Annotated in this window: 24 protein-coding genes; 1 reads left to right on the top strand and 23 read right to left on the bottom strand. The window is 60.2% G+C overall.

The window, feature by feature from the left end; translation table 11 throughout:
* Window positions 1–3 precede the first annotated feature (3 nt).
* The 22 genes from rfbD (ACN9MU_RS05655) to ACN9MU_RS05550 all read right to left on the bottom strand — a co-directional run bounded on the left by rfbD (ACN9MU_RS05655) (window position 4) and on the right by ACN9MU_RS05550 (window position 21229).
* Entirely contained in the window at window positions 4–882 is an 879-nt protein-coding gene (gene rfbD, locus ACN9MU_RS05655; protein ID WP_426320980.1) for a dTDP-4-dehydrorhamnose reductase, read from the bottom strand.
* On the bottom strand, window positions 879–1025 hold the full coding sequence (locus ACN9MU_RS05650) for a hypothetical protein (RefSeq protein ID WP_426344285.1): 147 nt from the start codon (window positions 1023–1025) through the stop codon (window positions 879–881). Before ACN9MU_RS05650 ends, rfbD (ACN9MU_RS05655) begins: the two co-directional genes overlap by 4 nt.
* 245 nt (window positions 1026–1270) lie before the next feature.
* A complete protein-coding gene (locus ACN9MU_RS05645) occupies window positions 1271–2371 on the bottom strand; it encodes an acyltransferase family protein (RefSeq protein ID WP_426336940.1) in 1101 nt (366 codons plus the stop codon).
* Entirely contained in the window at window positions 2359–2904 is a 546-nt protein-coding gene (locus ACN9MU_RS05640) for a D-glycero-alpha-D-manno-heptose-1,7-bisphosphate 7-phosphatase (protein ID WP_426344284.1), read from the bottom strand. Before ACN9MU_RS05640 ends, ACN9MU_RS05645 begins: the two co-directional genes overlap by 13 nt.
* A gap of 3 nt (window positions 2905–2907) precedes the next feature.
* Complete coding sequence (locus ACN9MU_RS05635; RefSeq protein ID WP_426321004.1) at window positions 2908–3594, bottom strand: nucleotidyltransferase family protein; 687 nt, start codon at window positions 3592–3594, stop codon at window positions 2908–2910.
* Window positions 3594–4178, bottom strand: coding sequence for a D-sedoheptulose 7-phosphate isomerase (locus tag ACN9MU_RS05630; protein ID WP_426321002.1), 585 nt, complete (start codon window positions 4176–4178; stop codon window positions 3594–3596). Before ACN9MU_RS05630 ends, ACN9MU_RS05635 begins: the two co-directional genes overlap by 1 nt.
* Window positions 4178–5203 (bottom strand): dehydrogenase, encoded by a 1026-nt coding sequence (locus tag ACN9MU_RS05625; protein WP_426321000.1) that lies wholly within the window; start codon window positions 5201–5203, stop codon window positions 4178–4180. The genes ACN9MU_RS05630 and ACN9MU_RS05625 overlap by 1 nt, the downstream gene beginning before the upstream one ends.
* A 7-nt stretch (window positions 5204–5210) precedes the next feature.
* Entirely contained in the window at window positions 5211–6224 is a 1014-nt protein-coding gene (locus ACN9MU_RS05620; protein ID WP_426320998.1) for a GDP-mannose 4,6-dehydratase, read from the bottom strand.
* 97 nt (window positions 6225–6321) lie between these two features.
* On the bottom strand, window positions 6322–6846 hold the full coding sequence (locus tag ACN9MU_RS05615) for a hypothetical protein (RefSeq protein WP_426344283.1): 525 nt from the start codon (window positions 6844–6846) through the stop codon (window positions 6322–6324).
* Window positions 6847–6851: 5 nt separating this feature from the next.
* A complete protein-coding gene (locus tag ACN9MU_RS05610; RefSeq protein WP_426320994.1) occupies window positions 6852–7799 on the bottom strand; it encodes an NAD-dependent epimerase/dehydratase family protein in 948 nt (315 codons plus the stop codon).
* Entirely contained in the window at window positions 7777–8784 is a 1008-nt protein-coding gene (locus tag ACN9MU_RS05605; protein WP_426320992.1) for a glycosyltransferase family 2 protein, read from the bottom strand. Before ACN9MU_RS05605 ends, ACN9MU_RS05610 begins: the two co-directional genes overlap by 23 nt.
* Window positions 8781–11648 (bottom strand): methyltransferase domain-containing protein, encoded by a 2868-nt coding sequence (locus ACN9MU_RS05600; protein ID WP_426320990.1) that lies wholly within the window; start codon window positions 11646–11648, stop codon window positions 8781–8783. Before ACN9MU_RS05600 ends, ACN9MU_RS05605 begins: the two co-directional genes overlap by 4 nt.
* Window positions 11645–13024 (bottom strand): ABC transporter ATP-binding protein, encoded by a 1380-nt coding sequence (locus ACN9MU_RS05595; protein WP_426320988.1) that lies wholly within the window; start codon window positions 13022–13024, stop codon window positions 11645–11647. Before ACN9MU_RS05595 ends, ACN9MU_RS05600 begins: the two co-directional genes overlap by 4 nt.
* Window positions 13014–13832: an ABC transporter permease gene (locus tag ACN9MU_RS05590; RefSeq protein ID WP_426336938.1), complete on the bottom strand. Its 819-nt coding sequence runs from the start codon at window positions 13830–13832 to the stop codon at window positions 13014–13016. Before ACN9MU_RS05590 ends, ACN9MU_RS05595 begins: the two co-directional genes overlap by 11 nt.
* On the bottom strand, window positions 13832–14377 hold the full coding sequence (rfbC, locus tag ACN9MU_RS05585) for a dTDP-4-dehydrorhamnose 3,5-epimerase (RefSeq protein ID WP_426344282.1): 546 nt from the start codon (window positions 14375–14377) through the stop codon (window positions 13832–13834). Before rfbC ends, ACN9MU_RS05590 begins: the two co-directional genes overlap by 1 nt.
* Window positions 14377–15258 carry a glucose-1-phosphate thymidylyltransferase RfbA gene (gene rfbA / locus ACN9MU_RS05580; protein WP_426320982.1) on the bottom strand — a complete coding sequence of 294 codons (882 nt, stop codon included), beginning with the start codon at window positions 15256–15258 and terminating at the stop codon, window positions 14377–14379. The genes rfbC and rfbA overlap by 1 nt, the downstream gene beginning before the upstream one ends.
* A gap of 12 nt (window positions 15259–15270) precedes the next feature.
* Window positions 15271–16149, bottom strand: coding sequence for a dTDP-4-dehydrorhamnose reductase (gene rfbD, locus ACN9MU_RS05575; protein ID WP_426320980.1), 879 nt, complete (start codon window positions 16147–16149; stop codon window positions 15271–15273).
* The gene (rfbB, locus tag ACN9MU_RS05570; protein ID WP_426320978.1) at window positions 16146–17201 is read right to left on the bottom strand and encodes a dTDP-glucose 4,6-dehydratase; all 1056 of its coding nucleotides are present in this window, start codon (window positions 17199–17201) and stop codon (window positions 16146–16148) included. The genes rfbD (ACN9MU_RS05575) and rfbB overlap by 4 nt, the downstream gene beginning before the upstream one ends.
* Before the next feature lie 140 nt (window positions 17202–17341).
* Window positions 17342–18115, bottom strand: a complete 774-nt coding sequence (locus ACN9MU_RS05565) for a glycosyltransferase family 2 protein (RefSeq protein ID WP_426320976.1) — start codon at window positions 18113–18115, stop codon at window positions 17342–17344.
* A 148-nt stretch (window positions 18116–18263) separates the two neighbouring features.
* Window positions 18264–19130, bottom strand: coding sequence for a UTP--glucose-1-phosphate uridylyltransferase GalU (gene galU / locus ACN9MU_RS05560; RefSeq protein ID WP_426320974.1), 867 nt, complete (start codon window positions 19128–19130; stop codon window positions 18264–18266).
* Between the two features lie 117 nt (window positions 19131–19247).
* Entirely contained in the window at window positions 19248–20255 is a 1008-nt protein-coding gene (galE, locus tag ACN9MU_RS05555; protein ID WP_426320972.1) for a UDP-glucose 4-epimerase GalE, read from the bottom strand.
* Between the two features lie 17 nt (window positions 20256–20272).
* Entirely contained in the window at window positions 20273–21229 is a 957-nt protein-coding gene (locus ACN9MU_RS05550) for a glycosyltransferase family 2 protein (protein ID WP_426320970.1), read from the bottom strand.
* 448 nt (window positions 21230–21677) lie between these two features.
* On the opposite strand from ACN9MU_RS05550, the gene rnk reads away from it, so the two are divergent.
* The gene (gene rnk / locus ACN9MU_RS05545; RefSeq protein ID WP_426336937.1) at window positions 21678–22061 is read left to right on the top strand and encodes a nucleoside diphosphate kinase regulator; all 384 of its coding nucleotides are present in this window, start codon (window positions 21678–21680) and stop codon (window positions 22059–22061) included.
* Here the strand turns inward: rnk and ACN9MU_RS05540 are convergent.
* Window positions 22058–23260, bottom strand: coding sequence for a diguanylate cyclase domain-containing protein (locus tag ACN9MU_RS05540; protein WP_426336936.1), 1203 nt, complete (start codon window positions 23258–23260; stop codon window positions 22058–22060). The two genes, rnk and ACN9MU_RS05540, sit on opposite strands and share 4 nt — an antisense overlap.
* Window positions 23261–23288: the final 28 nt, after the last annotated feature.

Here is a 23288-nt window from a genome sequence, read left to right as displayed (position 1 = left end):
CGTTCAGGGGAGTTGGTCGAGAAGGCGGTCGACATGAATCTTCCAGTCTGGAAGATGCAGGTCGAGGGCACCGGACAGCTTGCTGGTGTCAAGGCGGGAATTCTTCGGGCGCTTGGCAGGCAAGGGATAAGCTTCCGTCGGGATCGGACAGATCTGCGACGCATCCACCTTGATGGCGGCGCCCCGCTCCCGGGCACGCCCGATGGCATAGCTGGCCAGGCCGTGCCAGCTGGTGGCGCCGGCCGCGGTCAGGTGGTAAATGCCGTCAGCCAGGGCGCCGCGGCGATAGGCTGCGACAGCCAGGGCCGTGACGTCGGCGATCAACTCGGCCGAGGTCGGCGCGCCGACCTGGTCGGCCACCACGTTCAATTGATTGCGCTCGCCGGCCAGGCGCAGCATGGTCTTGATGAAGTTGCCGCCATGGGCCGAAAACACCCAGCTGGTACGAAACACCAGGGCCTTGCAGCCGCTGGCCAGGATCGCTTCCTCGCCGGCGCGCTTGCTGCGGCCGTAGGCGCTTTGCGGCGCGGTGGCGTCGTCTTCCACATAAGGTTCGGTCTTGTCGCCATCGAACACGTAGTCGGTCGAGTAATGCACCAGCAAGGCGCCGTGCTCGCGCGCGTACGCCGCCATCGCGCCGACAGCGGCGGCGTTGACAGCCATGGCACCGGCTTCGTCAGCCTCGGCGCGGTCGACTGCCGTGTAGGCCGAGGCGTTGACGACCACGTTGGCGCCCTGCTCCGCCAGCACTTGCCTGACGGCCGCGAGGTCGCCCAGGTCAAGCCCGTCGCGGCCTAACGCTACCAATTCACCCAATGGCAACAAGGTTCGCTGCAATTCCTGCCCGACCTGGCCATTTTTACCGATCAGCAGAATCTTCATGCGTATTGCTTCTCAATCCAGTTGCGGTAGCCGGCGTGGCTCAGGATGTCGAGGTTGAGCAAGGCTTCATCCGATTGCGCCAGCCAGTCCTGCACAAAATTGCTGGCAATGAAGTCTGCGCCGCCGGTTACCAAAATAGCCATAGGGTCAGATCTTAAAATTGTCGCCATTGAAGCACCGCAAGCATTCCGTTTGCATCGCCTAAATTCGGCCAACATTCTAACATTTTGACTCAAGCGCAACAAAACTGCTTCAACCGTGTCAACCTTTCATCTTTGGGAAGAAACTGCCGGTCACAGCCAGACATCTCCCAAGCGACGCCCCGCCAAAAAGCCATGCCGACCAGCGGCCAGCGTGGCTATTGGCCGATGGCGCAGGGCGAATCGGTTCAGCCGACCTTCTTGATTGCCGGCTCCGGTACGCCGGCCGCTGACCGTGTCATGGAAAGGTTCAGTAGTTTGCGCGCCAGATCCATCGCCGGCCTTTCAACCAGCTTCCAGGAAACGATTGCCATCAGCGTGGCTGACACCAGGGACAGCAGCAAGTGCATAGCAAACGAAATGCCCGGCCACATGAACAACACCAATTGCTGCAATGGCCAGCCCCACAGATACAGGCCGTAGGAAATATCGCCCTTGAGCTTGACCACCTGCGGGGCGCAGGCGACCGCCAGGATGGTCGAGAACACGGCCGCATAGAAGACATAGTCATCCCACACCGCCCCCCTGAAGAGAACGTACAGCAATCCAAAACCAAACGGCATCAGGAAGGATACCGAAACCTCCTGCTTGTACACCGCGCACAGTCCACCCAGCGCGAAGCAGAATGGCGTGAAACGATGATCCAAGGTATCGGGCAAGAAGTAGAACAGCACCGGTTTGCCAAGCATCGAATCGCCAATGATCACCAGGGCCAGCACCAGGGTTACGCGTTTCTGGAGCAGGCCGAGCGCGAACAGAGCCAAGATCAGCGCATAGGAAAATACTTCGACCGTCAGGGTCCAGAGCGGCACGTTGACGCTGCCGGAAGCAGGGCTAGCTTCAAACACCCCCGGCAACTGATGGTAGCCGCCGCCCACTGCGCCCCAGCCGCCAAACAAGGACATCTTGACGAAGAAACGGTAAGTGTCGGAGTGGACCAAATAGTCGCCAAGTGGCAGCGTGGTAAGCGCCGTCCCGATGCAGAACGTGACGATTAGCAGCATGAACAGCAGCGCCGGCATGATCCTGAACAAGCGCGACACCACGTATTTCTTGAGCGACTTGCCCTCGATGATCGAATTGGTGACCAGCAGCCCGCTCAGGAAGAAGAAGCTTTTCACGGCCAGATCGCCGGAATCGAAGCCAGTCAGTACACGGATAATATCGCGTGCGCCGGAGTTGGCCACAAAGGTGAACGTGTGTCCGTAGATAACTAGTGCCGCAGCGAGCAACCGGATCAGGTCAAAGTTATTCTGGCGCGAAGAAAGCGCGCCATCTAGATATCGCATGTTTTTTCCAGATATGGAATCAGGTCGGCGAGGCGGGCAATCGGCTCAGCAGGACCATGGTCGCCATCGTTGCCGAAATAATATAGCCTGGTCAAACCGGCTGCCTGGCCGGCCTGGGCGTCGGACGCCTTGTCGCCCACCATCAGCGAACGCGCCAGGTCGATATCGAGTTCGCGCGCGGCGCGCAGCAGCATGCCCGGCCCCGGCTTGCGGTCCTGGCTATCCTGTTTGTAGGTTCCGATGCCGTGTTCCGGGTGGTGCGGACAGAAGTAGACGCCATCCAAGATGCCGCCCCGTTGGGCAAACTGCTCCCCCACCCAGTCCATCAGCAGGTGAAAATCTTCCGGCGTGTAATAGCCGCGGCCAATGCCGGCCTGGTTGGTGACGACCACCACCAGATAACCGGCGCGCTTGGCGGCGGCGACCAGTTCAAAAATGCCTTCGATGAAATCGAAGTTCTCCTTCTGATACACGTAGGTGTGATCGACATTGATCACGCCATCGCGATCCAGGAACAGGGCAGGACGCGCCATCGCTCAGAGTCCTGCCAGTTCGGTCTGTGCGCGGGCAAAATCGTCCGGCACACCAATATCGATGAAGTGCCCGGCCGTGACGAACAAGTCGAAGGGCCTGCGCGCCAGTTCCGGCATCAGATAGTCGGTTTCCAGCGAAAACGCCTGCTCCAGAGCGAACCCGTCCAACTGCCCGCGGTTCAACACATACGTGCCGCCATTGATCAGGCCTGGTCCGCCGGCGCCTTTTTCGGCAAAACCGGTGACCCGGGCGCCGTCGGTCGCGAGGCGGCCATAGCGTGCGGTATCCGGCACGGCGCGCCCGACGATGATCGGTTCACGCCGGATTTGCCATTGGCTTTCCACGGCATCGATTTCCAAGTCAAGATAGGTGTCGCCATTGAACACGAAGACATGATCCTGCTGGCATTTCGCCATTGCCAGGCGCACTGCGCCGCCGGTGCCCAGCGGCGACTGCTCGACCGTGTACACCAGTTCCATGCCGGCATGGCTGGGGCCGAAATGCGCGATGATTTTCTCCGACATGTAGCCAAGCGACAGCACCACGCGGCTGAAGTCCTTGTCGGCCAGGGAGCGCAGCAGGATGTCGAGGAAAGGACGGCCGGCAATCGGCGCCATCGGTTTCGGCAAGTCGGGGACCGCTTGCCTCAGGCGGGTGCCAAACCCGCCTGCGAGGACGATTGCTTCCATTACTGCGGTGGGGTGAACAAGGCGTTTTCAATCAGGCCACACAGGATGTGGCCCAGCACCAGGTGGCCTTCCTGGATTTTCGGCGTATCCGACGACGGCACTTCGAACAGGTGGTCGCACAGTTCACGCATCGGGCCGCCGCGATTGCCGGTCAGGCCAATGCAGATCAGGCCGCGGCTGCGGGCCTCGACCAGCGCTGCCAGGATGTTGGGCGACTTGCCAGAAGTGGAATAGGCGATGAAAACGTCACCCTTGTCTCCGTGTGCCTGCACCTGGCGCGTGAACAGCTTTTCATAGCCGTAATCATTGCCAATGGCGGTCAAGATCGAGGTGTCCGTGGTCAGCGCGATGGCTGGCAGGCCTGGACGGTCGAAGGCAAAGCGGCTGACAAACTCGCCCGCGATGTGCTGGGCGTCAGCGGCGCTGCCGCCGTTACCAGCCAGCAGCAGCTTGCCGCCATTTTTCATACAGGCGATGCAAGTCTCGGCGGCTGCGGCCATAGTTTGCTGCAAGGCCTGGTCGGCCAGCATGGCGGCCATCACGCGTTGCGCTTCGGCGATCTGGGCGCTGATATATTCCTTCATTACACTCTCCATGCTTGTGCTGCGTGTTTGGTGAAATGGCAGTTGCTTACCTGACCATCGAATTGTTTCAGGGTGCGGATGACGTCCATGCGCTTATCCGGCGGCACGAAGAACATCATGAATCCGCCGCCGCCGGCGCCCGACACCTTGCCCGCCAGTGCGCCAGCCCCGATCGCAGCGTTGTAGATTTCTTCGATATGCGAGTTCGAGACCGTGTTGGCGGAACGCTTCTTGTTCTCCCAGCCTTCACGCATCGACTCGACGATCCCGTCGAAATCGCCGCGCAGCAGACATTCCTTCATGACCAGCGCTTCGCGCTTGATGCCGTGCATCGCTTCCGTGCGGTCGACCAGACCTGCTTCCACGTTGCGGCTCTGGTCAGCGATGATCTTGGCCGATTCGCGCGACACCCCGGTGTAGAACAGCACAAGCGACGCCTCGAGCTCGCACAGGATCCAAGGCTTGATACGCAGCGGATTGACGACCGTGCGGTCGGCGTAGAACTCCATGAAGTTGAAGCCGCCGAAAGTGGCCGAGTACTGGTCCTGGCGCCCGCCCTGCAAACCGCAATCGACGCGTTCGATCTTGTACGCCATGCTGGCGATCGTGTAGTCGTCAAGCGGCAGGTTGAGCAGTTCAACGAAGGCGCGGATCATCGTTACGACCAGGGTCGACGAGGAGCCCAGGCCGGAACCGGCCGGGGCGTCGCAGAACGTGCTCAGCTCCAGCGCGATCGGCACGCCATTGTTGTAAACGCGGATCATCTCGTTGTACACCGCCTTGTGCAAATCGAGCTTGCCATTGAGCTCCAGCGGATGTGACACGGCCAGCAATTTCTCGGCTTGCTGGTCGGTCGCCGAGAAGCGCACGACCGGCTCGTCAAGCGTCTTGATGACTGCATAGGCGTAGCGGTCGATGGTTGCATTCAGCACGTGGCCGCCGTACAGGTCACAATACGGGGCGACATCGGTGCCGCCACCGGCCAAGCCGAGGCGCAGCGGGGCGCGGGCACGGATAACAGTCATAGCGTCCTCAACGAGTCAGATAGCCCTGGCCGGACTTGATGCGCGCGCGCCAGTATTCAAGCAGGTCGCGCATGGTCTGTTCGAACGAAATCTGCGGTTCCCATCCAGTGTGGGCCTTGAACTTGGCGCAGTTCGGCACTTGCAGGTCAGCGTCGATCGGGCGCAGGCGTTCCGGATCGGTTTCGACGCGGATATCCTTGACGGTCGACATCGAAATCAGCGTCTTCAGCATGTCGGCAATGCTGCAGGTATAAGTGCCGCCGATATTGTAGTAGGCTGCCGGGGTCGGGTTGATCGTGACCAGCATGTAGTAGGCGCGCACGGCGTCACGCACGTCCGCGAAGGTGCGCAGCGAATCGAGGTTACCGGTCTTGACTACCGGTGGGATCAGGCCAGCTTCGATCATGGCGATCTGCTTGGCGAAGGTCGACTCAGCGAAGACATCGCCACGGCGCGGGCCGGTGTGCGTGAACATGCGGGTTGTCATCACAGTCATGTCGTAGGCTTCGGCGTAGTAGCGGCCGATCAGGTCGGTGCCCACTTTCGAAATCGCATAGGGCGATGCCGGGTGGAAGGTGCACTCCTCGTCGATAGGCAGCTTCTCTTTTGGCACGCGGCCGAACACTTCGGACGAGGCGCACACGTGGGTAACGGCCTTGATATCGTTCTTGCGCAGCGCTTCCAGCACATTGGCAGTGCCTTGCACGTTGGTTTCCAGCGTGTCCAGCGGCGAATCGAAGCTGGTTTTCGGATAGCTTTGCGCAGCCAGGTGGAAGACATAGTCCGGCTTGGCTTTTTTGACCGCTTCGTGGATCGACAAGTAGTCGCGCAGGTCGCCGTACAGCAGGTGCACGCGGTCGTTGGCATTAATGCGTGGCAGCAGGTGGGAAATATTGTCCAGCGGGCTGCGCCAGCGCGTCAGGCCAAAGATTTCCCAATCGGTTTCCTCGAGCAGGAAATCGACCAGATGGGAGCCGACCATGCCGGTAATTCCCGTGATAAATACTCGTTTCTTGGTCATGTTGGCGCCTCTAAATTCAGTGTGTTGGTAAGAAAATTAACGAATAATGATAGCAAACAAACGGCGGCCCACCAAGGCCGCCGTGTCGCACAATCGCTTATTGCAAGTCGATCTTGGCGACTACGCCGCTGTCGTAATAGCCCGAGCGGTCGCTGGCAATCACGTGCACCGACAACTCTTGCGTTCCCTTGTCAATGGCCGAGGCCGGAACCTCGAGGTAGAACTGGCTTTTCAGGTACTTGGGATTGCTGTGGGCTTTAGCGATGTCGGGACGTTCGCCACCGTAGATGGCGGTAAACGGCTTGCCGCCGATCATAACTACTACGCCCGCTGCCGCCTCACCCTTCACCGCGTCGACATAGTTGCCGGCAATTTCAATCTTGTCGCCCTTGACGGACACCGTTGCGCCAGCTTTCAGGACTGCGCCGTTGATCGCATCGACGCCGCCAAAGGCGACGCCTTCCAGGCGATTGGTAATCTTGCTGAAGTCTTCGGCCGCTGGCGCGGCTGGGGCGCTGGCGGGAGCAGCGGCGCTGGCGGGAGCCGGCGCCGGCTTGTCCTGGCAGGCCGCCAGCAACACGCCAGCCACCAGCAGGGCTGCATATTTCATCTTAGTAGTCATAGTCTTCATTTGCGTGCGGTTTCCCAGTTCTGTTCGTACCATTCGTAAGTGCGGCGCACGCCATCAGCCAGCGCCACCTTGGCCTTGAAGCCGGTGCCATGCAAGCGGTCCAGGTTGTAGAAACGCACCAGCTGGCCATCCGGCTTGCTAGCATCCCATTCGACCGGCACGCCAGTCAGTTCGTGCAGGGTGTCGACGATGTCGCGAATCGGATGGCGTTGGCCACTACCGAGGTTCACCGCGCCCTCCAGATTGCGCCAGATGGCGATCAGCGCCGCCGCCGTGTCATCGCAGTACGAGAAGTCGCGGATCGCCACGCCGCTGCCCCACACGCGCACGGCGGTGCCGGCGCGACGGGCAGCAAAGAACTTCGCCACCAGCGAAGGCGTCACATGACCTTCTTCGATATTGAAGCTGTCGTGCGGGCCGTACAGGTTGCCGCTGATGACAAAGGCCGACGACAGGCCGTACTGTTCACGGGCCGCTTCCAGCTGCGCCATCATCAGCCGCTTGGAATGGGCATAGGAATCTTCGGACCCATGCGGAGGACCGATCCATACCTGGTTCTCGAACAATTCCTGCTGGCCCTTGAGCTCGGGATAAACGCAGCCCGACCCCATGGCCACAATCTTTTTCACGCCGGCGCGGCGCGCCTGTTCCACCACGTTCGTATTGATCAGGACGTTGTCCACCAGAATGTCCGACTTGTAGCGCAGGTTGCCACCCAGTCCATGCACGCGCGCCGCCAGGTGGAACACGTATTCGGGCTTCACCTGCTCCATCAAGCGCGTCACTGCTGCCACATCGCGCAGGTCGCAATCGCGGCTGCCGATCGCAGTAATCTTGCTGAAACCTTCCTCCTGCAGCGCCCGCACCAATGCCCGGCCAACCAAGCCGGTGCCGCCGGTAATCAGGATGCTTGCGTCAGGGTTAATCGTGATGGGATTGTTCATCAGTTCTCCATTTCTTGGCGTGAATATAACGTTCTTTGAATTTGTTCAGGTAACTCTTGTTCTTACTGGTCGACAGCAACAGCAAGCCGCCGGCGGCGAATGTGTCGCGCCACGACACTTGCAGCAATGCCTTGAGCACGTCGAACCAACTGGCCGGCTCGTACAGGAAACGCACCACATCGGTACCAATCAGTGGCGCAAAGGCAGCCAGCGGCTGGCCACTGCCTCGGAACAGGCGGTATTTGGTCAAGATGAATTCGGCTTGCGAACGGGCCGACTTGACCCGCACGCGCGACGTCACGGCATGCTTGCGGAAGCGGCTCAGCGCTCCATGATGGAACACCACCTTGCCGTGCTTCATCACATCGCCGACAAACAACCAATCACCAGTTAGGCGCAGGCGGCGCAGGAACGGCGTGAACGCGGCGCGGAACGAGGCCGCAGTAAACAGCGCCGAGCTCATATTGGGAACGGTCTGGCCGCGCAACTGGTATTGCACCAGCTCGCGCAGGCCGTCGGTATGGAAATCGGCATCCCAACGCGTGTCTTTCCAGACTTCGTGGAAATAGCTGTCGGTGTGACCAATGGTTTCACTGGCTTCGTTGATGACCAGCGAACTGCTGTAAAACAGGGCCGCTGCCGGTTCCGCCTGCAAGGCCGCGACTGCGGTTTCGAGGAAGGTCGGCTCGGCGACGTCATCGCTTTCACACACCCAGATGTACTCGCCGCTAGCCAGCGTGCAGATCCGCTCCCACGCGGCAAAAGGTGTGCCGGAGTTGCGTTCGTTAGGCAGGTAGCGAAAGCCGTGGGCTGCCTGAAGTTCCCGGATCACGCGGTCCGAGTCGTCTTCCGAACAATCGTCGATCACGATCAGCTCGACATTGCCATAAGTCTGGTTGACGATCGACTCGATGCGTTCGCGAATATACTTGCCGTGGTTATACGACGGCACCAGCACGCTTACTTTGGGCTGCGCCATGTTCATGCCTGATTCTCCAATTGATAAAGGCGGCGGATTACCGGCCACTTCGATTCCCATGAATAACGCTCCATGCACAGCTTGCGCGCAGCCTGTCCCATGCGGTCGTTCAGCTCCATATCGGTCAGCAATTGCACGCAGCGTTGCGCAAATGCCTGCGGGGTCTCGGCGATGAAAACATCGATGCCGTCCTGGTAGGCCAGGCCCTTGGCGGCAATCGGCGAGACCACGCTCGGGCAGCCCAGTACCGCGTACTGGTTGACCTTGCCGCGGAAGCCGGAGCCGCTCAGGGCCGGTGCGATACAGACCCGCGCATCGGCGATATGTGGCGCAATCGCCGGCACCTCGCCGACGAACTCGATGCTCTCATCGTGATAGGCAGCAAACGGCGTCATATCGCCACGGCCGACCACCGTCAGCACATAGCCGGGAACGCTGGCCTTGATCTGCGGATGGACATGGTCAAGGTACCAGCGCAAGGCATTGACGTTGGTCTCGGAGCCGAAATAGGCGACATATAGCACGCGGCAGGTGCGCTCGGCAGCCGGGGGCGGGACGAAGCCAGGCGTCAGCGCTTCGGCAAACTCGAACGACGAAACGCCAGTGTCGACCCAGCGGATATGGTGCGAGCCAGTCACCGCACGCAGGAAGGCGGCGTCGGCGCGCGAAACGCAGACCACGTCGTCAGCCTTCTGCGTGAAGCCAATCTCAACCGCCGCAGTGCGGATGGCCGATGCGAATTTCAGCAGGCGCATGCCGTAACTCTGGCTGAATTTGGCGCGCAGGTCGAGCAACAGCACCTTGGTCTGGGCTTCCATTGGCGTAAACAGGATTTTGCCGCCAATCGCGCGGAAAGCATCGATATGGTAGCCGCTCTGGTGGAATTGAAGGTCCACCACGTCGTAAGGGAGTACCGAGCCGCGCAAAGCCGCCAGTCCGAGCGGTGTCAAGTCCTCGACCGGCGACAGATACACGTTATGGAAGATCTTCGGCAAGTCATCGATCGACCAATCAATCGATGGGCGGTGATGGGTCAGCAGGTCGATCTGCACATGCGGGCACTTTTGCCGGATCAGGGCGTACATGTCGAGAATGCGCAAGCCGCCTGCGTGGGCGCGGGTCGGGCAGTAATAGCTAACCAGCAGGATGCGGAAGGGCTTGTTTTCTGCGCCGGCCGGGTTCGCCGCCAGCGGCACCGCTGCGGCCGCGCTTGCCGAGGGCGCCGCCTGGCGGGCCAGGTTGGCGCGACGCTTGACCTTACCCAACAGGCGCGTCATCGCGCGCAATGGTGCCGTCACGCGCCAGGACTTGGATCGGTACAGGTCGGCCATGGCCGCCGCCAGTTTGTCATTCATCGCATCGCGCTCCTTCAATTTGGCCTCCATCGCCACCATATCGCTAGCGCGCTCGCTGTCGAGTTGCGCGATCCGTGCTTGTAGTTGCTCCATGCTGGCGCGCCGGGTCTCCGATTCGAGCGCCACGACACTGCGCGCCATCTCCACCTGACCGATCTGGCTGGCGCGCTCGGCCAGTTCGACGGTCAACTGGCGCAACTGCTGGTCACGCTCGCCGAGCATTTCGGCCGCCTGCCTGAGCTGGCTGTTGCACGCATCGAGAGCCTCGTGTGCTTGACGCAATCGGGCATCGCGCTCACCCAAGGCTGCTTCGGCCTGCCGCAACTGGCCCTCGCGCTCGCCCAGCGCCGTGTTGGCCTGCAGCAGATGGCTGTGCCGATCGCCAAGTTGCTCGTTCAACTGGCGCAGCTGACTGTCGCGTTCACCGACCGTGGCAGCCAGCTGCCGCAGCTGACCATCGCGCTCGCCGAGCGAGTCGGCCAGTTGCCGTGTACGCTCTTCCACAGCGGCCAGTGTGGCGGCCATTTCACGCGCCTGCTCTTCCCGCTCAGCCTGCACGGCGGTCAGCCGCTGTGCGAACGCATCGCGCTCGCCCACCAGTTTCGCCAGTCCGTCACGCTGGAAATCGCGGTCCGCCACGACAGCCACCAGCGTTCCGCTGACCTCCGAAATCAGGCTCGACAGGCGCTCAATTTCGCTAGTGGCTTGCGCCAGCCGGCCGTCGCGGTCGTCAAACGCTGCCTTGGTAGCCTCCAGCATGCCGTCGCGTTCTGCTGCACTGCGCAGCATTTCCTTGAACGCATCGCTGCTTTCGATCGGGGTCTCGTACACGCCATGCGGCAGGGCCGGCAAGGCACCCGCCCCGGCCACGGCAATCAGGTACAGTGGCGCGCGCACGCCGTCGGCAACGCTGAAGTCGCCGTCCGCCCTACCGTAAGTGCGCCCCGGCTGGGCCACAGTTTCGGCCAGGATGGCGGAACCATACAGCAGGCGCTGTGAATACAGTTCAACATTGGCAAAACTATTGCGCAGCAGGCCCACGAACTCATCGCGGTACAGCTCCTTGACGTGGAACTGGTTGACGTAGCCGCGCTCATCAGAGTAGTAGCGCTTATCGGGACTGGAGATCACCAGGATCCCGTCCGGCTTCAGGACGCGCCGGATCTCGCTGATCATCTTTTCGTGCTGGTCATGGTGTTCGATGGTCTCGAAGCTCACCACCACGTCAAAAGTGCCTGCCTCGAAGGGAATGGCGGCGCAGTCGCCGAGCAGGAATTCCAGGTTGCCCGCGCCGTAAGTCGCGCGCGCATGATCGACGGTTTCAGCGGCAATGTCGACGCCCGACACCTGTGCGGCGCGCTCAGCCAGCAGTTGCGAGCCGTAGCCTTCGCCGCAAGCGATGTCAAGCACACGTTTGCCCGCCACCAGCTCGCGGGCCAGCAAGTAACGGTGGATATGTTCCAACTCGCCGTCCACACTTGATTCCGGGATAAAGCGTTCCCCTGTAAATTTCATAAAGTCTCAGTAGTCGGTAAAACAGATAAGGTCATATTGCGCATGGGGACGCCCATCAGACCAAGGCAGACAGAGCTAGCGTGCACGCGCACCATCAGCGCGTCGTGGACCCAATGATGCTGCACATGTTCGTCCTGGGTACCTTCGGCGATGGCGGGAGAAAAACTGTAGTCTCCCGACGGCAATACCGGCATGCGGAACTCAAAACGCGCCACCACGTCTTCGCCTGGTCCCACCAGCGGCGCATCGAATTGGTAGGCCAAATAGGTATTGTCAGCAAAAACGACCTGGCCCAGACGGTCGCGCACCACGAAGCCGATAATCGGGCGTACCGCTCGGCTAGCCCGGCAGCAGATCTCGAGGATGACATTTTCGCCGCCCACGACCCATGACAGTGGAGCGGCGCTCTCGTCGAGCAGGCGAACCGAGGTGATTGCGGCGGCCCCGCTGCCGAATCCGGCCTGCTGCTCGTCAGGCTCAAACTGGAACACCTCGATATCGTTGCGCAAGGTCGAGCCGTTGAACAGCGCCGTCCGCATGTCACGGTAGTCGGTGGCCACTGCCGCATCCGGCTTGGTCGGTGCCTCGGCTCCGGCTGGGGAGTCATCCTGTGCCGTTTCATATAATGATGCCAAGTAGCGCTCGATGACATCCTTGGGATGGCCCTGCATGGCGACGGCTCCATCTTCGAGCAGGATGGCGCGCGTGCACAGGTTGGTCACGGCAGCGGTATCGTGGCTGACGAACAGCACGGTGCCGGTCTTCATGAAGTTGCGCAGGAAACGCATGCATTTCTGCGTGAAGAAGGCGTCGCCCACCGACAAGGCTTCATCCACCACTAGGATGTCGGCATCGACGTGTGCGATCACGGCAAAGGCCAGCCGCACCAGCATGCCGCTTGAGTAGGTCTTGACCGGCTGTTCGATAAACTCGCCGATGTCGGCAAACGCCAAGATGGCGTCGAAGCGTGCCTCCGTTTCGTTGTGGCTCAGCCCCAGGACGGCAGCGTTCATATAGACGTTCTCACGTCCGGTGAATTCGGGATTGAAGCCGGAACCCAGTTCCAGTAGGGCCGCGATGCGGCCGTGCGTACTGATCGTGCCGCCAGTCGGGTTGAGCGTGCCGCAAATCATTTGCAGCAGCGTCGATTTACCGCTGCCGTTGCGACCGATGATGCCGACTGTCTCACCGCGCCCGACCTCAAAGCTCAGTCCCTTTAGGGCCCAGAATTCGCGGAAATACTGTTGGCCGCCGTGACCACCGGCCAGGCGGTGCAGGCGCGGAAGAATAGCCTGCTTCAGGCGGTCATGCGGTTTGTCATAGATCTGGAAGCACTTGCTCAGGTTCTCGACCTTGATGGCGATATCAGAGGACATCGGCAAATCCCTTTCTCGTCTTCTGGAACCAGGCAAAGCCCAGCCAGGCCAGCACCGACGAACACAGCAGGTATACGGCCCAGGTCGCCAGGTCCGGCACCCGGCCCCAGAACAGCACGTCGCGCGCCTGCTCGATGACCAGGGTCAGGGGATTGAGCAGCAGCAGGTGGCGGTACTCTTCGGGCAACGCACTGGCCGGATAGAAAATCGGCGACAGGAACATCAGCACCGTGGTGACGATGCCGATGAATTGCGCCACGTCGCGCAGGTAGACCCCGAGCGATGCCAGCGCCAGGCCCAGCCCGATAATCAGCAGCAGCAGCGGCAGCAGCACCAGTGGCAGCAGCAACACTGTCGCGTGCGGTACGCCAAACAGCAGTGCATAGGCCAGCAGCCACACGGCCAGGCTGATCGCCGCATGGAACAGGGCCGATCCCAGCCCGACCCACGGCAGGATCTCCAGCGGGAACACCACTTTCTTGACGTAGTTGACGTTAGCCAGCACCAGTCCCGGCGCCCGGTTGACGCACTCAGCAAACAGGTTGAACACGATCAGGCCGGCAAACAGCACCAGCGCAAATTCCGTCTTCGAGGCGCTGCCGGCCTGCCAGCGCGCCTTGAACACCACGCTGAAGACGAAGGTGTACACCAGCAGCATGAACACCGGATTGAAAAACGACCACAGGATCCCCATGAACGAGCCGCGGTAGCGGCCTACCACTTCACGCTGGACCAGCGAACGCAGCAAGGTGCGGTGACGCCACACGCTGCCGGCCATCTCGGCCGGCGCGATCGAGAAATTCTGCATCAGGCAAAGACCTCGGCTTCACGCAAGGGCGTGCCCTGGGCATCCTTGGCCGACAGCACCGGGCTGCCGTCGAACTGCCAGTCGATCGCCAGCTCCGTATCATTCCAGGCGATGCTGCGCTCATACTGCGGCGCATAGTAGTCGGTGGTCTTGTACAGGAACTCGGCGCTGTCGCTGAGCACGACAAAGCCATGGCCGAAGCCTTCCGGCACCCACAGCTGACGCTTATTCTCGGCACTCAGGATTTCCCCGACCCACTGGCCGAAGGTTGGCGAGCTCTTGCGCAGGTCAACCGCCACATCGAACACGCTGCCACTGACAACACGCACCAGCTTGCCTTGCGCCTGCTGGATCTGGTAATGCAGGCCGCGCAGCACGCCCTTGGCCGAGCGCGAGTGGTTATCCTGCACGAAGTGCACGCACCTGCCCACCGCTTCGTCGAAGCGGGTCTGGTTGAAGCTCTCGTAGAAAAAACCGCGCTCGTCGCCGAACACTTTCGGTTCCAGCAGCAAGACCTCGGGGATACGCAAGCGGGTCACATTCATCAATACACCTTCTCTTCCAGGATGCGCAACAAGTATTGGCCATAGCCGTTCTTGGCCAGCGGCCGGGCCAACTGTTCCAGCCCTGCCGTATCAATCCAGTCCTGGCGGAAGGCAATTTCCTCTGGGCAGGCCACCTTCAGGCCCTGGCGGTTCTCCAGGGTGGCGATGAACTGGCTGGCTTCCAGCAAAGACTCGTGGGTGCCGGTATCGAGCCAGGCATAGCCGCGGCCCATGATTTCGACATTGAGCTGGCCGCGCTCCAGGTACAGGCGGTTCAGGTCGGTGATTTCCAGCTCGCCGCGCGGCGATGGTTTCAGGCTCCTGGCCAGCTCGACAACCTGGTTGTCATAGAAGTACAGGCCAGTTACCGCGTAGTTCGACTTTGGCTTGGCCGGCTTTTCTTCCAGCGACAGCACGCGCCGCTGCGCGTCGAATTCGGCGACGCCGTAGCGCTCAGGATCCTGCACATGGTAGGCAAAGACGCTGGCGCCTTCGTCGCGCGCCATGGCATTGCCCAGCAAGTCCTGGAAGTCGTGGCCGTAAAAAATGTTATCGCCCAGCACCAGCGCCGACAAGTCGTCGCCAATGAAGCGCTCGCCGATGATGAAAGCCTGCGCCAGGCCATCCGGCGATTCCTGCACGGCGTACTGCAGGTTCAAGCCCCACTGTTCGCCGTTGCCCAGCAACTGCTGGAAGCGCGGGGTGTCCTGCGGCGTCGAGATGACCAGGATATCGCGGATACCTGCCAGCATCAGGGTGCTGAGCGGGTAGTAGATCATCGGCTTGTCGAACACCGGCAGCAATTGCTTGCTGATCGCCAGCGTGGCTGGATGGAGGCGGGTGCCGGAGCCGCCAGCGAGGATAATACCTTTGCGTTTCATGCGGTTTTCCGTTCAGGGGAGTTGGTCGAGAAGGCGGTCGACATGAATCTTCCAGTCTGGAAGATGCAGGTCGAGGGCGCCGGACAGCTTGCTGGTGTCAAGGCGGGAATTCTTCGGGCGCTTGGCAGGCAAGGGATAAGCTTCCGTCGGGATCGGACAGATCTGCGACGCATCCACCTTGATGGCGGCGCCCCGCTCCCGGGCACGCCCGATGGCATAGCTGGCCAGGCCGTGCCAGCTGGTGGCGCCGGCCGCGGTCAGGTGGTAAATGCCGTCAGCCAGGGCGCCGCGGCGATAGGCTGCGACAGCCAGGGCCGTGACGTCGGCGATCAACTCGGCCGAGGTCGGCGCGCCGACCTGGTCGGCCACCACGTTCAATTGATTGCGCTCGCCGGCCAGGCGCAGCATGGTCTTGATGAAGTTGCCGCCATGGGCCGAAAACACCCAGCTGGTACGAAACACCAGGGCCTTGCAGCCGCTGGCCAGGATCGCTTCCTCGCCGGCGCGCTTGCTGCGGCCGTAGGCGCTTTGCGGCGCGGTGGCGTCGTCTTCCACATAAGGTTCGGTCTTGTCGCCATCGAACACGTAGTCGGTCGAGTAATGCACCAGCAAGGCGCCGTGCTCGCGCGCGTACGCCGCCATCGCGCCGACAGCGGCGGCGTTGACAGCCATGGCACCGGCTTCGTCAGCCTCGGCGCGGTCGACTGCCGTGTAGGCCGAGGCGTTGACGACCACGTTGGCGCCCTGCTCCGCCAGCACTTGCCTGACGGCCGCGAGGTCGCCCAGGTCAAGCCCGTCGCGGCCTAACGCTACCAATTCACCCAATGGCAACAAGGTTCGCTGCAATTCCTGCCCGACCTGGCCATTTTTGCCGATCAGCAGGATCTTCATGCGTATTGCTTCTCGATCCAGTTGCGGTAGTTGCCACTGATAACGTTCTGCACCCAGGGCTGGTTCGCCAGGTACCATTGCACGGTCTTGCGGATGCCGCTCTCGAACGTCTCGACCGGGCGCCAGCCCAGTTCACGTTCCAGCTTGCTGGCATCGATGGCGTAGCGCTTGTCATGGCCAGGGCGATCCTTGACGAAGGTGACCTGGGTCCGGTAAGACTGCCCGTCAGTGCGCGGTTGCAGTTCATCCAGGATGGCGCACAGCGTATGTACGACATCCAGGTTGGCTTTTTCGTTCCAGCCACCGACGTTATACGTTTCGCCCGGCACGCCCGCTTCCAGCACGCGGCGGATGGCGCTGCAGTGGTCCTTGACGTACAGCCAGTCGCGGATTTGCTGACCATCGCCATAAATCGGCAGCGGCTTGCCAGCCAGCGCGTTGTGAATCACCAGTGGAATCAGCTTTTCCGGGAAGTGGTAAGGGCCGTAATTGTTCGAGCAATTCGTGGTCAGCACCGGCAAGCCGTAGGTATGGTGGTAGGCGCGCACCAGGTGGTCGCTGGCCGCCTTGCTGGCCGAATACGGGCTGTTCGGCTCATAACGATTGGTTTCCGTGAATGCCGGATCCTGTTTGCCCAGCGAACCGTACACCTCGTCCGTCGACACATGCAGAAATCGGAAATTGGCCTTGTCCTCGCCTTCCAGGCTGCCCCAGTAGGCGCGTACCGCCTCCAGCAGGTGGAAAGTACCGACGATATTGGTCTGGATGAAAGCTTCCGGGCCATGGATCGAGCGGTCGACGTGGCTTTCGGCGGCAAAATTCACGATGGCGCGCGGCCGGTGCTCGGCCAGCAAGCGCGCCACTAGGGCCGCATCGCCAATGTCGCCTTGCACAAAAATGTGGCGCGCATCGCCCTCCAGGGCAGCTAGCGTCTCGCGGTTGCCGGCGTAGCTCAGGATGTCGAGGTTGACCAAGGCTTCATCCGATTGCGCCAGCCAGTCCAGCACAAAATTGGCCCCGATAAAGCCCGCACCACCCGTAACTAAAATCATCGCAACTTCCTCTAAAACAAGTTATAAGTAAACACTTACCATTCGGGCAAACGATAATTCTACCGCATATGGTAAGACCCGCCCTTCCGTTTTACCCATCGCGCAACTTCTGAAACACAAATTACGTCTTAGTTACCAACTTATCCAGGCTTGGCCTGGCGCCACCATAAGACGCGCAGATAGGCGGGGGAAGTGAAGAATTTCGCAGCACTTTGCACGTGCCACCACATGAAACGCAAACGCCGATGGCTGTCGCGCTGGGCCTTGTGGATCACACGCGCGTGCTTACATACCAAGATATGGCAGCCTGCCAGACGAGCCCGGGCCCCGAAGTCGACATCTTCAAAGTACAAGAAATAGGCGTCATTGAAACCGCCCAGCCGTTGGTAGAGGTCGCGTGGCACCATCACAAACATACCCGCCACCCAATCCGGCAGCAAGGTGTCCTCATCCTGCCTGAGGGTATCGGCAATAATTGGACGCCCCAGTAATCGACATAACAGGCGCTTGAAAAGACTGTAGGGTGTCGGAAAATTGCGTGCACTGTCCTCGACCCGGCCTTCGGCATCGAGAATTACCGGGGCACAGATATTCAGGGAATCCCTTTGTGCCAACTCGAGCAATGGCTCGAAAGGGTCTTCCGGCAACTCGATATCCGGATTCAGGATGACAAAATAGGCGCCAACGCTTTCAAGAAATGCTGCGTTGTGATTGGCGCCAAAGCCTTTCGGCGTCGGATTCTGAATCAGCCGTACTGGGAAAGGCAGGCCGTCGAGTTCCACAGGCTCAGGCAGGTTCAGCGTGAGGATGACTTCAAAATCGCTCCGACCTAGTCTTGCCAAATGCTGCAACAAGTTCGCCACGTGGACGCGATGACCGTGACTGACGATCGAGAGGGTTAATTTCTTCTGCATATATTGATTGCACCCGGCCATGCCCAAGACCGGGCCGAGTTAGGGTGTCGTGATCGCGGCGTTGTGCGAAGCCAGGGAGAGGCGGGTGCCCTAATTGCGGCTGAATAGAAGTTCAAGCCAATTCCGCTTAGCCAGCAGCAGCACGGCACTATCTGCGCCGCTGCAGCCACTCTGAAAACTCGGCGCCAATTTCATCATGTCTCGCACCCAAATCAACAGTGGCTTGCAAAAATCCCAACTTACTGCCGCAGTCGTAACGTGCGCCTTTATAGCGGTAGGCAAACACTTTTTCGCGGCGCAAGAGATTCGCGATGCCGTCCGTCAGTTGGATCTCGCCGCCCACCCCGCGCGGAAGATTCTCGAGTTCCTTGAAAATCCCTGGCGTCAGGATATAGCGCCCCGCAACTGCGAGCGTGCTTGGCGCCACCTCCGCGTTAGGCTTTTCCACAATTCCAGTCACATTGACGATGTCTTGCGTGACCTCTTCAGCGCTAACGATCCCGTAACGCTTCGTTTCTTCCCGCGGCACATCTTGCACGGCGAGAATACTGGCTCCCCAATCGGAAAACTGTTCAACCATCTGCGCCATGATCGATGGCTTGCCCACCATCAGGTCGTCGGCCAGCAGGACTGCAAACGGTTCATGGCCGACGAGTTCTTTAGAGCACAACACAGCGTGGCCGAGCCCTAGGGCGCGGGGCTGACGAACATAGGTGCACACCATATCCTCCGGTGCGATGCTGCGGGCAGTATTGAGCAGCTCGGTCTTGCCCGCCAGCTCCAGCTCATTCTCCAGTTCGTAGGCAGTATCAAAATGATCTTCCACGCTGCGCTTGGTACGACCTGTCACGAAAATCATGTGACGAATCCCGGCAGCATAGGCTTCCTCCACTGCATATTGAATCAGTGGTTTATCAACTACCGGCAGCATTTCTTTAGCCGATGCCTTGGTGGCGGGAAGGAAGCGGGTTCCTAGCCCCGCAATTGGGAATACAGCTTTTTTGATGTGATTCATTACTTGAATCCAAATAATAATTTTCTAGCGGACTTAAAAATTGGCCAATATTATAGCATTTGGGTTTCAGCCCACCGTTTTAGAATCTGCCCGCCTAAACGCGGCAGTTACCCGTTTTCATTCGTAGCCGTTCGGATTTCGCATTTGCCAGTTCCAATGGTCGCGGCACATTATTTCGAGCCCACGCTCCGCCTTCCACCCCAGATCGCGCTCGGCCCGCGCTGGGTCGGCGTAGCATTCCGCTACATCCCCCGAACGACGCGGAGAAATGCGATACGGAACGGTCTGACCACTGGCGCGCTCGAAGGCACGTACTACCTCTAGGACACTGTAACCATTTCCTGTGCCCAGGTTGATTTCCAAACACTGGGGCGTATTGAGTCGTTGCAAGGCTTTCAGGTGCCCGATTGCAAGATCCACCACGTGGATATAGTCCCGCACGCCGGTGCCGTCGCTGGTCGGATAATCGTTACCCCAGACATTCAGGTATTCGCGCCTGCCCACCGCGACCTGGGCTACGAAAGGCATTAGATTGTTGGGGATGCCTTGTGGATTCTCGCCAATCAGGCCGCTTTCATGGGCACCGACCGGATTAAAATAACGCAGGAGGGCAATCCCCCAGCTCGGGTCAGCACGATACAGGTCGCGCAGCATGTCTTCAACAAACAGCTTGCTGCGGCCGTAAGGATTGGTCGCGGACAGTGGATGATCTTCAGTAAGCGGCAAGCGCTGGGGCTCGCCGTAGACGGTCGCCGAGGAGCTGAAAACCAGGGTGTGAACTCCGCAAGCCTGCATTGCTGACAACAGGCGATGGCTACCGACAATATTGCAGTCGTAGTACGCAAGTGGCTTTTCTACTGATTCGCCGACCGCCTTCAGACCGGCAAAATGGATGACCGCGTCGCACCGATGTTGGCGCAAGGCCCGCTCAATGGCGGTCTGGTCGCGGATGTCTCCTTCAACCAGGATGGGGCGCTGCCCCGTGATACGTTCGATGCGGGTCAGGGATTCCGGATGGCTATTGCTGAAATTATCAAATACAACAATCGTGTGCCCGGCGGCCAGCAGTTCCACGCAGGTATGGGATCCAATATAGCCGGCGCCGCCTGTCACGAGTATGTTCATTAAATTGCGCCGTCAGGTTAGAGTTTTTTAAAGAAGACCGCAGCAAACAGTGCAATATTGCCCAGCCAAGTTTGTCGCCTTACTCCGCTGTGGCTGAGGTGAATCAGGCGTGAAATTAAGCCTTTTTTTCGAGCTTTGGCGAAATGGCTCAATATTTTCCTGTTCTCTGGCGTTAGCTGGTCTTCCAGCTTCCTAAGCGCTGCAATATTGTCCTCGTACCACTTCCGATGCTGCCCCTGCAAAAATTTTCGCAAGCGTTGAAGGCGCGCCCCCCAGCTTGAATTTACCCCTATCACGTTTGCCCCATGTTGCCGGTAACGCAACGTAGGAACCGGGTCGTAAAAAACCTCGCCGCCGCATCCCGTCACCGCCAAATAGACCCACCAGTCATGGAATACTACTGGCAGTTGCGCACCTGCCCGCATGAGCAATGAGCGGGCAGCATTATTGAAAACCATAGTATTACCGCCGGCAATGCTTTGCACTAATGCATTGGCAAAGCGAGGGTTACCAAATGACGGAGACAGTCCAATTTCCCGGTTATTGGAATCGATTAGCCTGGTGCGTGCACAATACAGGGCTGGAACATTGGCCGGAACGCCTTCAAGCCACCGCAGGGCGCGTTCGAGTTTATCTAATTCCCAGATATCGTCCTGGTCCGAATATGCGTAATAATCCGCCTGAATCTTTGCATTGCAAGTTAAGGCCAGAAAGTTTGAAACAAATCCTTTAGCCGGGCCCGCATGAATCGACAATCGCCCAGCAGGCCATGCGCCCCTGAAACGTTCGAGAATCGCCAGGGTATCATCTGTCGAGCCATCGTCCGATGTCCAGACCTCCCAATTTGAATGGGTTTGGGATTCAAATGAACGGAGCTGTTCCGCGAGATACTGTTGGCCGCAAAAGGTGCCCAACAGGATCGCCACTTTAGGGTCCACACGCTTCGTCCCCAGCGGTGCACCAACGTTTTCCATACAAAGTTGGGTCACCAACTTTCCTCCATTTCACAGCCTGAACAAATTGAAATTACAGACATCCGCAATTCTAGTGAATAAAAGCGTCCGGCAAATGCCCTATTACAATTCACTCTTATTTAATGGCACAGCAAGATACTTTAATGCAAATTGCCGGACATTGAATTCATGCGCCCGGCCGAGTCCATTATGATAACCCAGCCCAGTTGCGGGGGCATGCTCTTTTCAGCCAGCACAACGCGCTATACTCGCTGACATGATGATCAAGGCCCCCTTCCCAGGACGCTGCAGCGCTGCTTCCCTGCACGGGAGCGCATCGCGCACACCTGTCACCACCTGGCTTTCCTAGGCTCGGTCGGGTCCGGACCGGATTGTTCCGGCCACCGCCACCCCGCCGAGCCGCTCCGATTCCCTCAACAAGCTGAACCGAAAACCAGGAGAATTCCGCATGCAACCCAATATCACCATTTCATCACTCGACGCCGAGCGCATTGAAGCTCTGGCCGGCATCGGTCCCGCCCTGCTGGACGAGCTGGCACGCGCCGATATCCGCGCACCGGAGGACATGCCGCCTGACGTTGTGACGATGAATTCCACCGTCCGCTTCGCCATTGACGGCTCGGGCGAGGCGCATTGCCTGACGCTGGCCTATCCGAGGGACATGGCGCAGGTGCCGGACGCCATTTCCATACTGACACCGATCGGCGCGGCCCTGCTGGGCCTGTCAACAGGCGATACGATCCACTGGCCGCGCCCCGATGGCCAGTTGTCAACGGTGCGCGTACTGGAAGTGCTGTACCAGCCCGAACGGGCCGGCGAGTGCTTTCGCTAACTGGCCGCCGCGGCCTTGCGCGCGGCTTTCGCCACATACATGGCCTGGTCGGCATGGCGCATGAGCTGGTCGATGACTTCCCCGTGTTCGGGATAGAGGGCAATGCCAATGCTGGCGTGTGGCTGCAGGGTGCGGCCGGCCAGCACCAGGGGCGTGGCAATCACTTGCCGGATCTTGCTGGCCAGGGCCTCTGCCTGGGCATGGCCGGCCACGTTTTCCAGCAGGGCGACAAATTCGTCGCCGCCGATGCGCGCCACCGTATCGGATTCACGCACGCAGGACGTGATGCGGCGGGCAATGGCATGCAAGAGCTGGTCGCCCACCACATGGCCATGCTGGTCGTTGACCTGCTTGAAGTCGTCGAGGTCGATGAACAGCAGCGCACCGCGCGACTGGCCGCGCCGGCAGCGCGCAATGGCGGACAGGATGCGGTCCTGGAACAGGCGCCGGTTCGGCAGGCCGGTCAGCTCGTCGTAGCGCGCGGCGTGGGCCAGGTCGGCATGCAGCGCCAGCCTTTCGATGACGGCGCCGGCCTGGCCGGCAGTAAATTCCAGCAGATCGATTTCCCTCGCCGACAGCGCGCCGTGCTGGCCCAGGTCGAGCCGCAATTCGCCGAACGCGATGCCGGAACCCGACAAGGTGACGTGGTGCCAGCCTGTCGCGTCGAGCCGCGCGGCCCGTTCCGGCGTGCTGGCATAGGCCAGCCGCTCGCCCGGCTGCAACACGGCCACCATGCCGCGCAAGGGCAGCAAGCCTTGCAGGATCTGGTCGAAGCTGCGGAACAGTTCGGGCAGGCTGTCGGCGCCATGGGCGGCCGTGGCCAGCGCCAGCATGCCGGCCTGGCGCTGCTCGGCAAGCTTGCGCTCGCTGATCTCGCGCGCCACGCCGATGCGCAAGCGGTCTTCGGGCGACCAGCGCGCGGTCCACATGATGTGGGCCACGCTGCCATCCTTGCGCAGGTAGCGGTTCTCGAAGCCGAGGCCTGGACGGCCGTTCAGCACATGTCCCATTTCAGCCACGGTCCTGTCCTTGTCATCCGGATGGATGAAGTCGAGGATGATGCGGCCGATCATTTCTTCCGGCGCGTAGCCGAAGATCGCTCGGCAGGCCGGGTTGACGAACACGATGCGTCCGCCCTCGTCCACCATGAAGACGGCGTCCAGTAACAGCTCCGGCAGGCGCGCTAAAGCATCGGTCATCCAACGAGGATACCGCAAAACAAGCCAT

Source organism: Pseudoduganella sp. R-32 (genome assembly GCF_049913245.1).
Taxonomy (GTDB): domain Bacteria; phylum Pseudomonadota; class Gammaproteobacteria; order Burkholderiales; family Burkholderiaceae_D; genus Rugamonas.
Note: the sequence above shows the minus strand (reverse complement) of the source record. Positions and strands in the feature narration are given on the sequence as shown.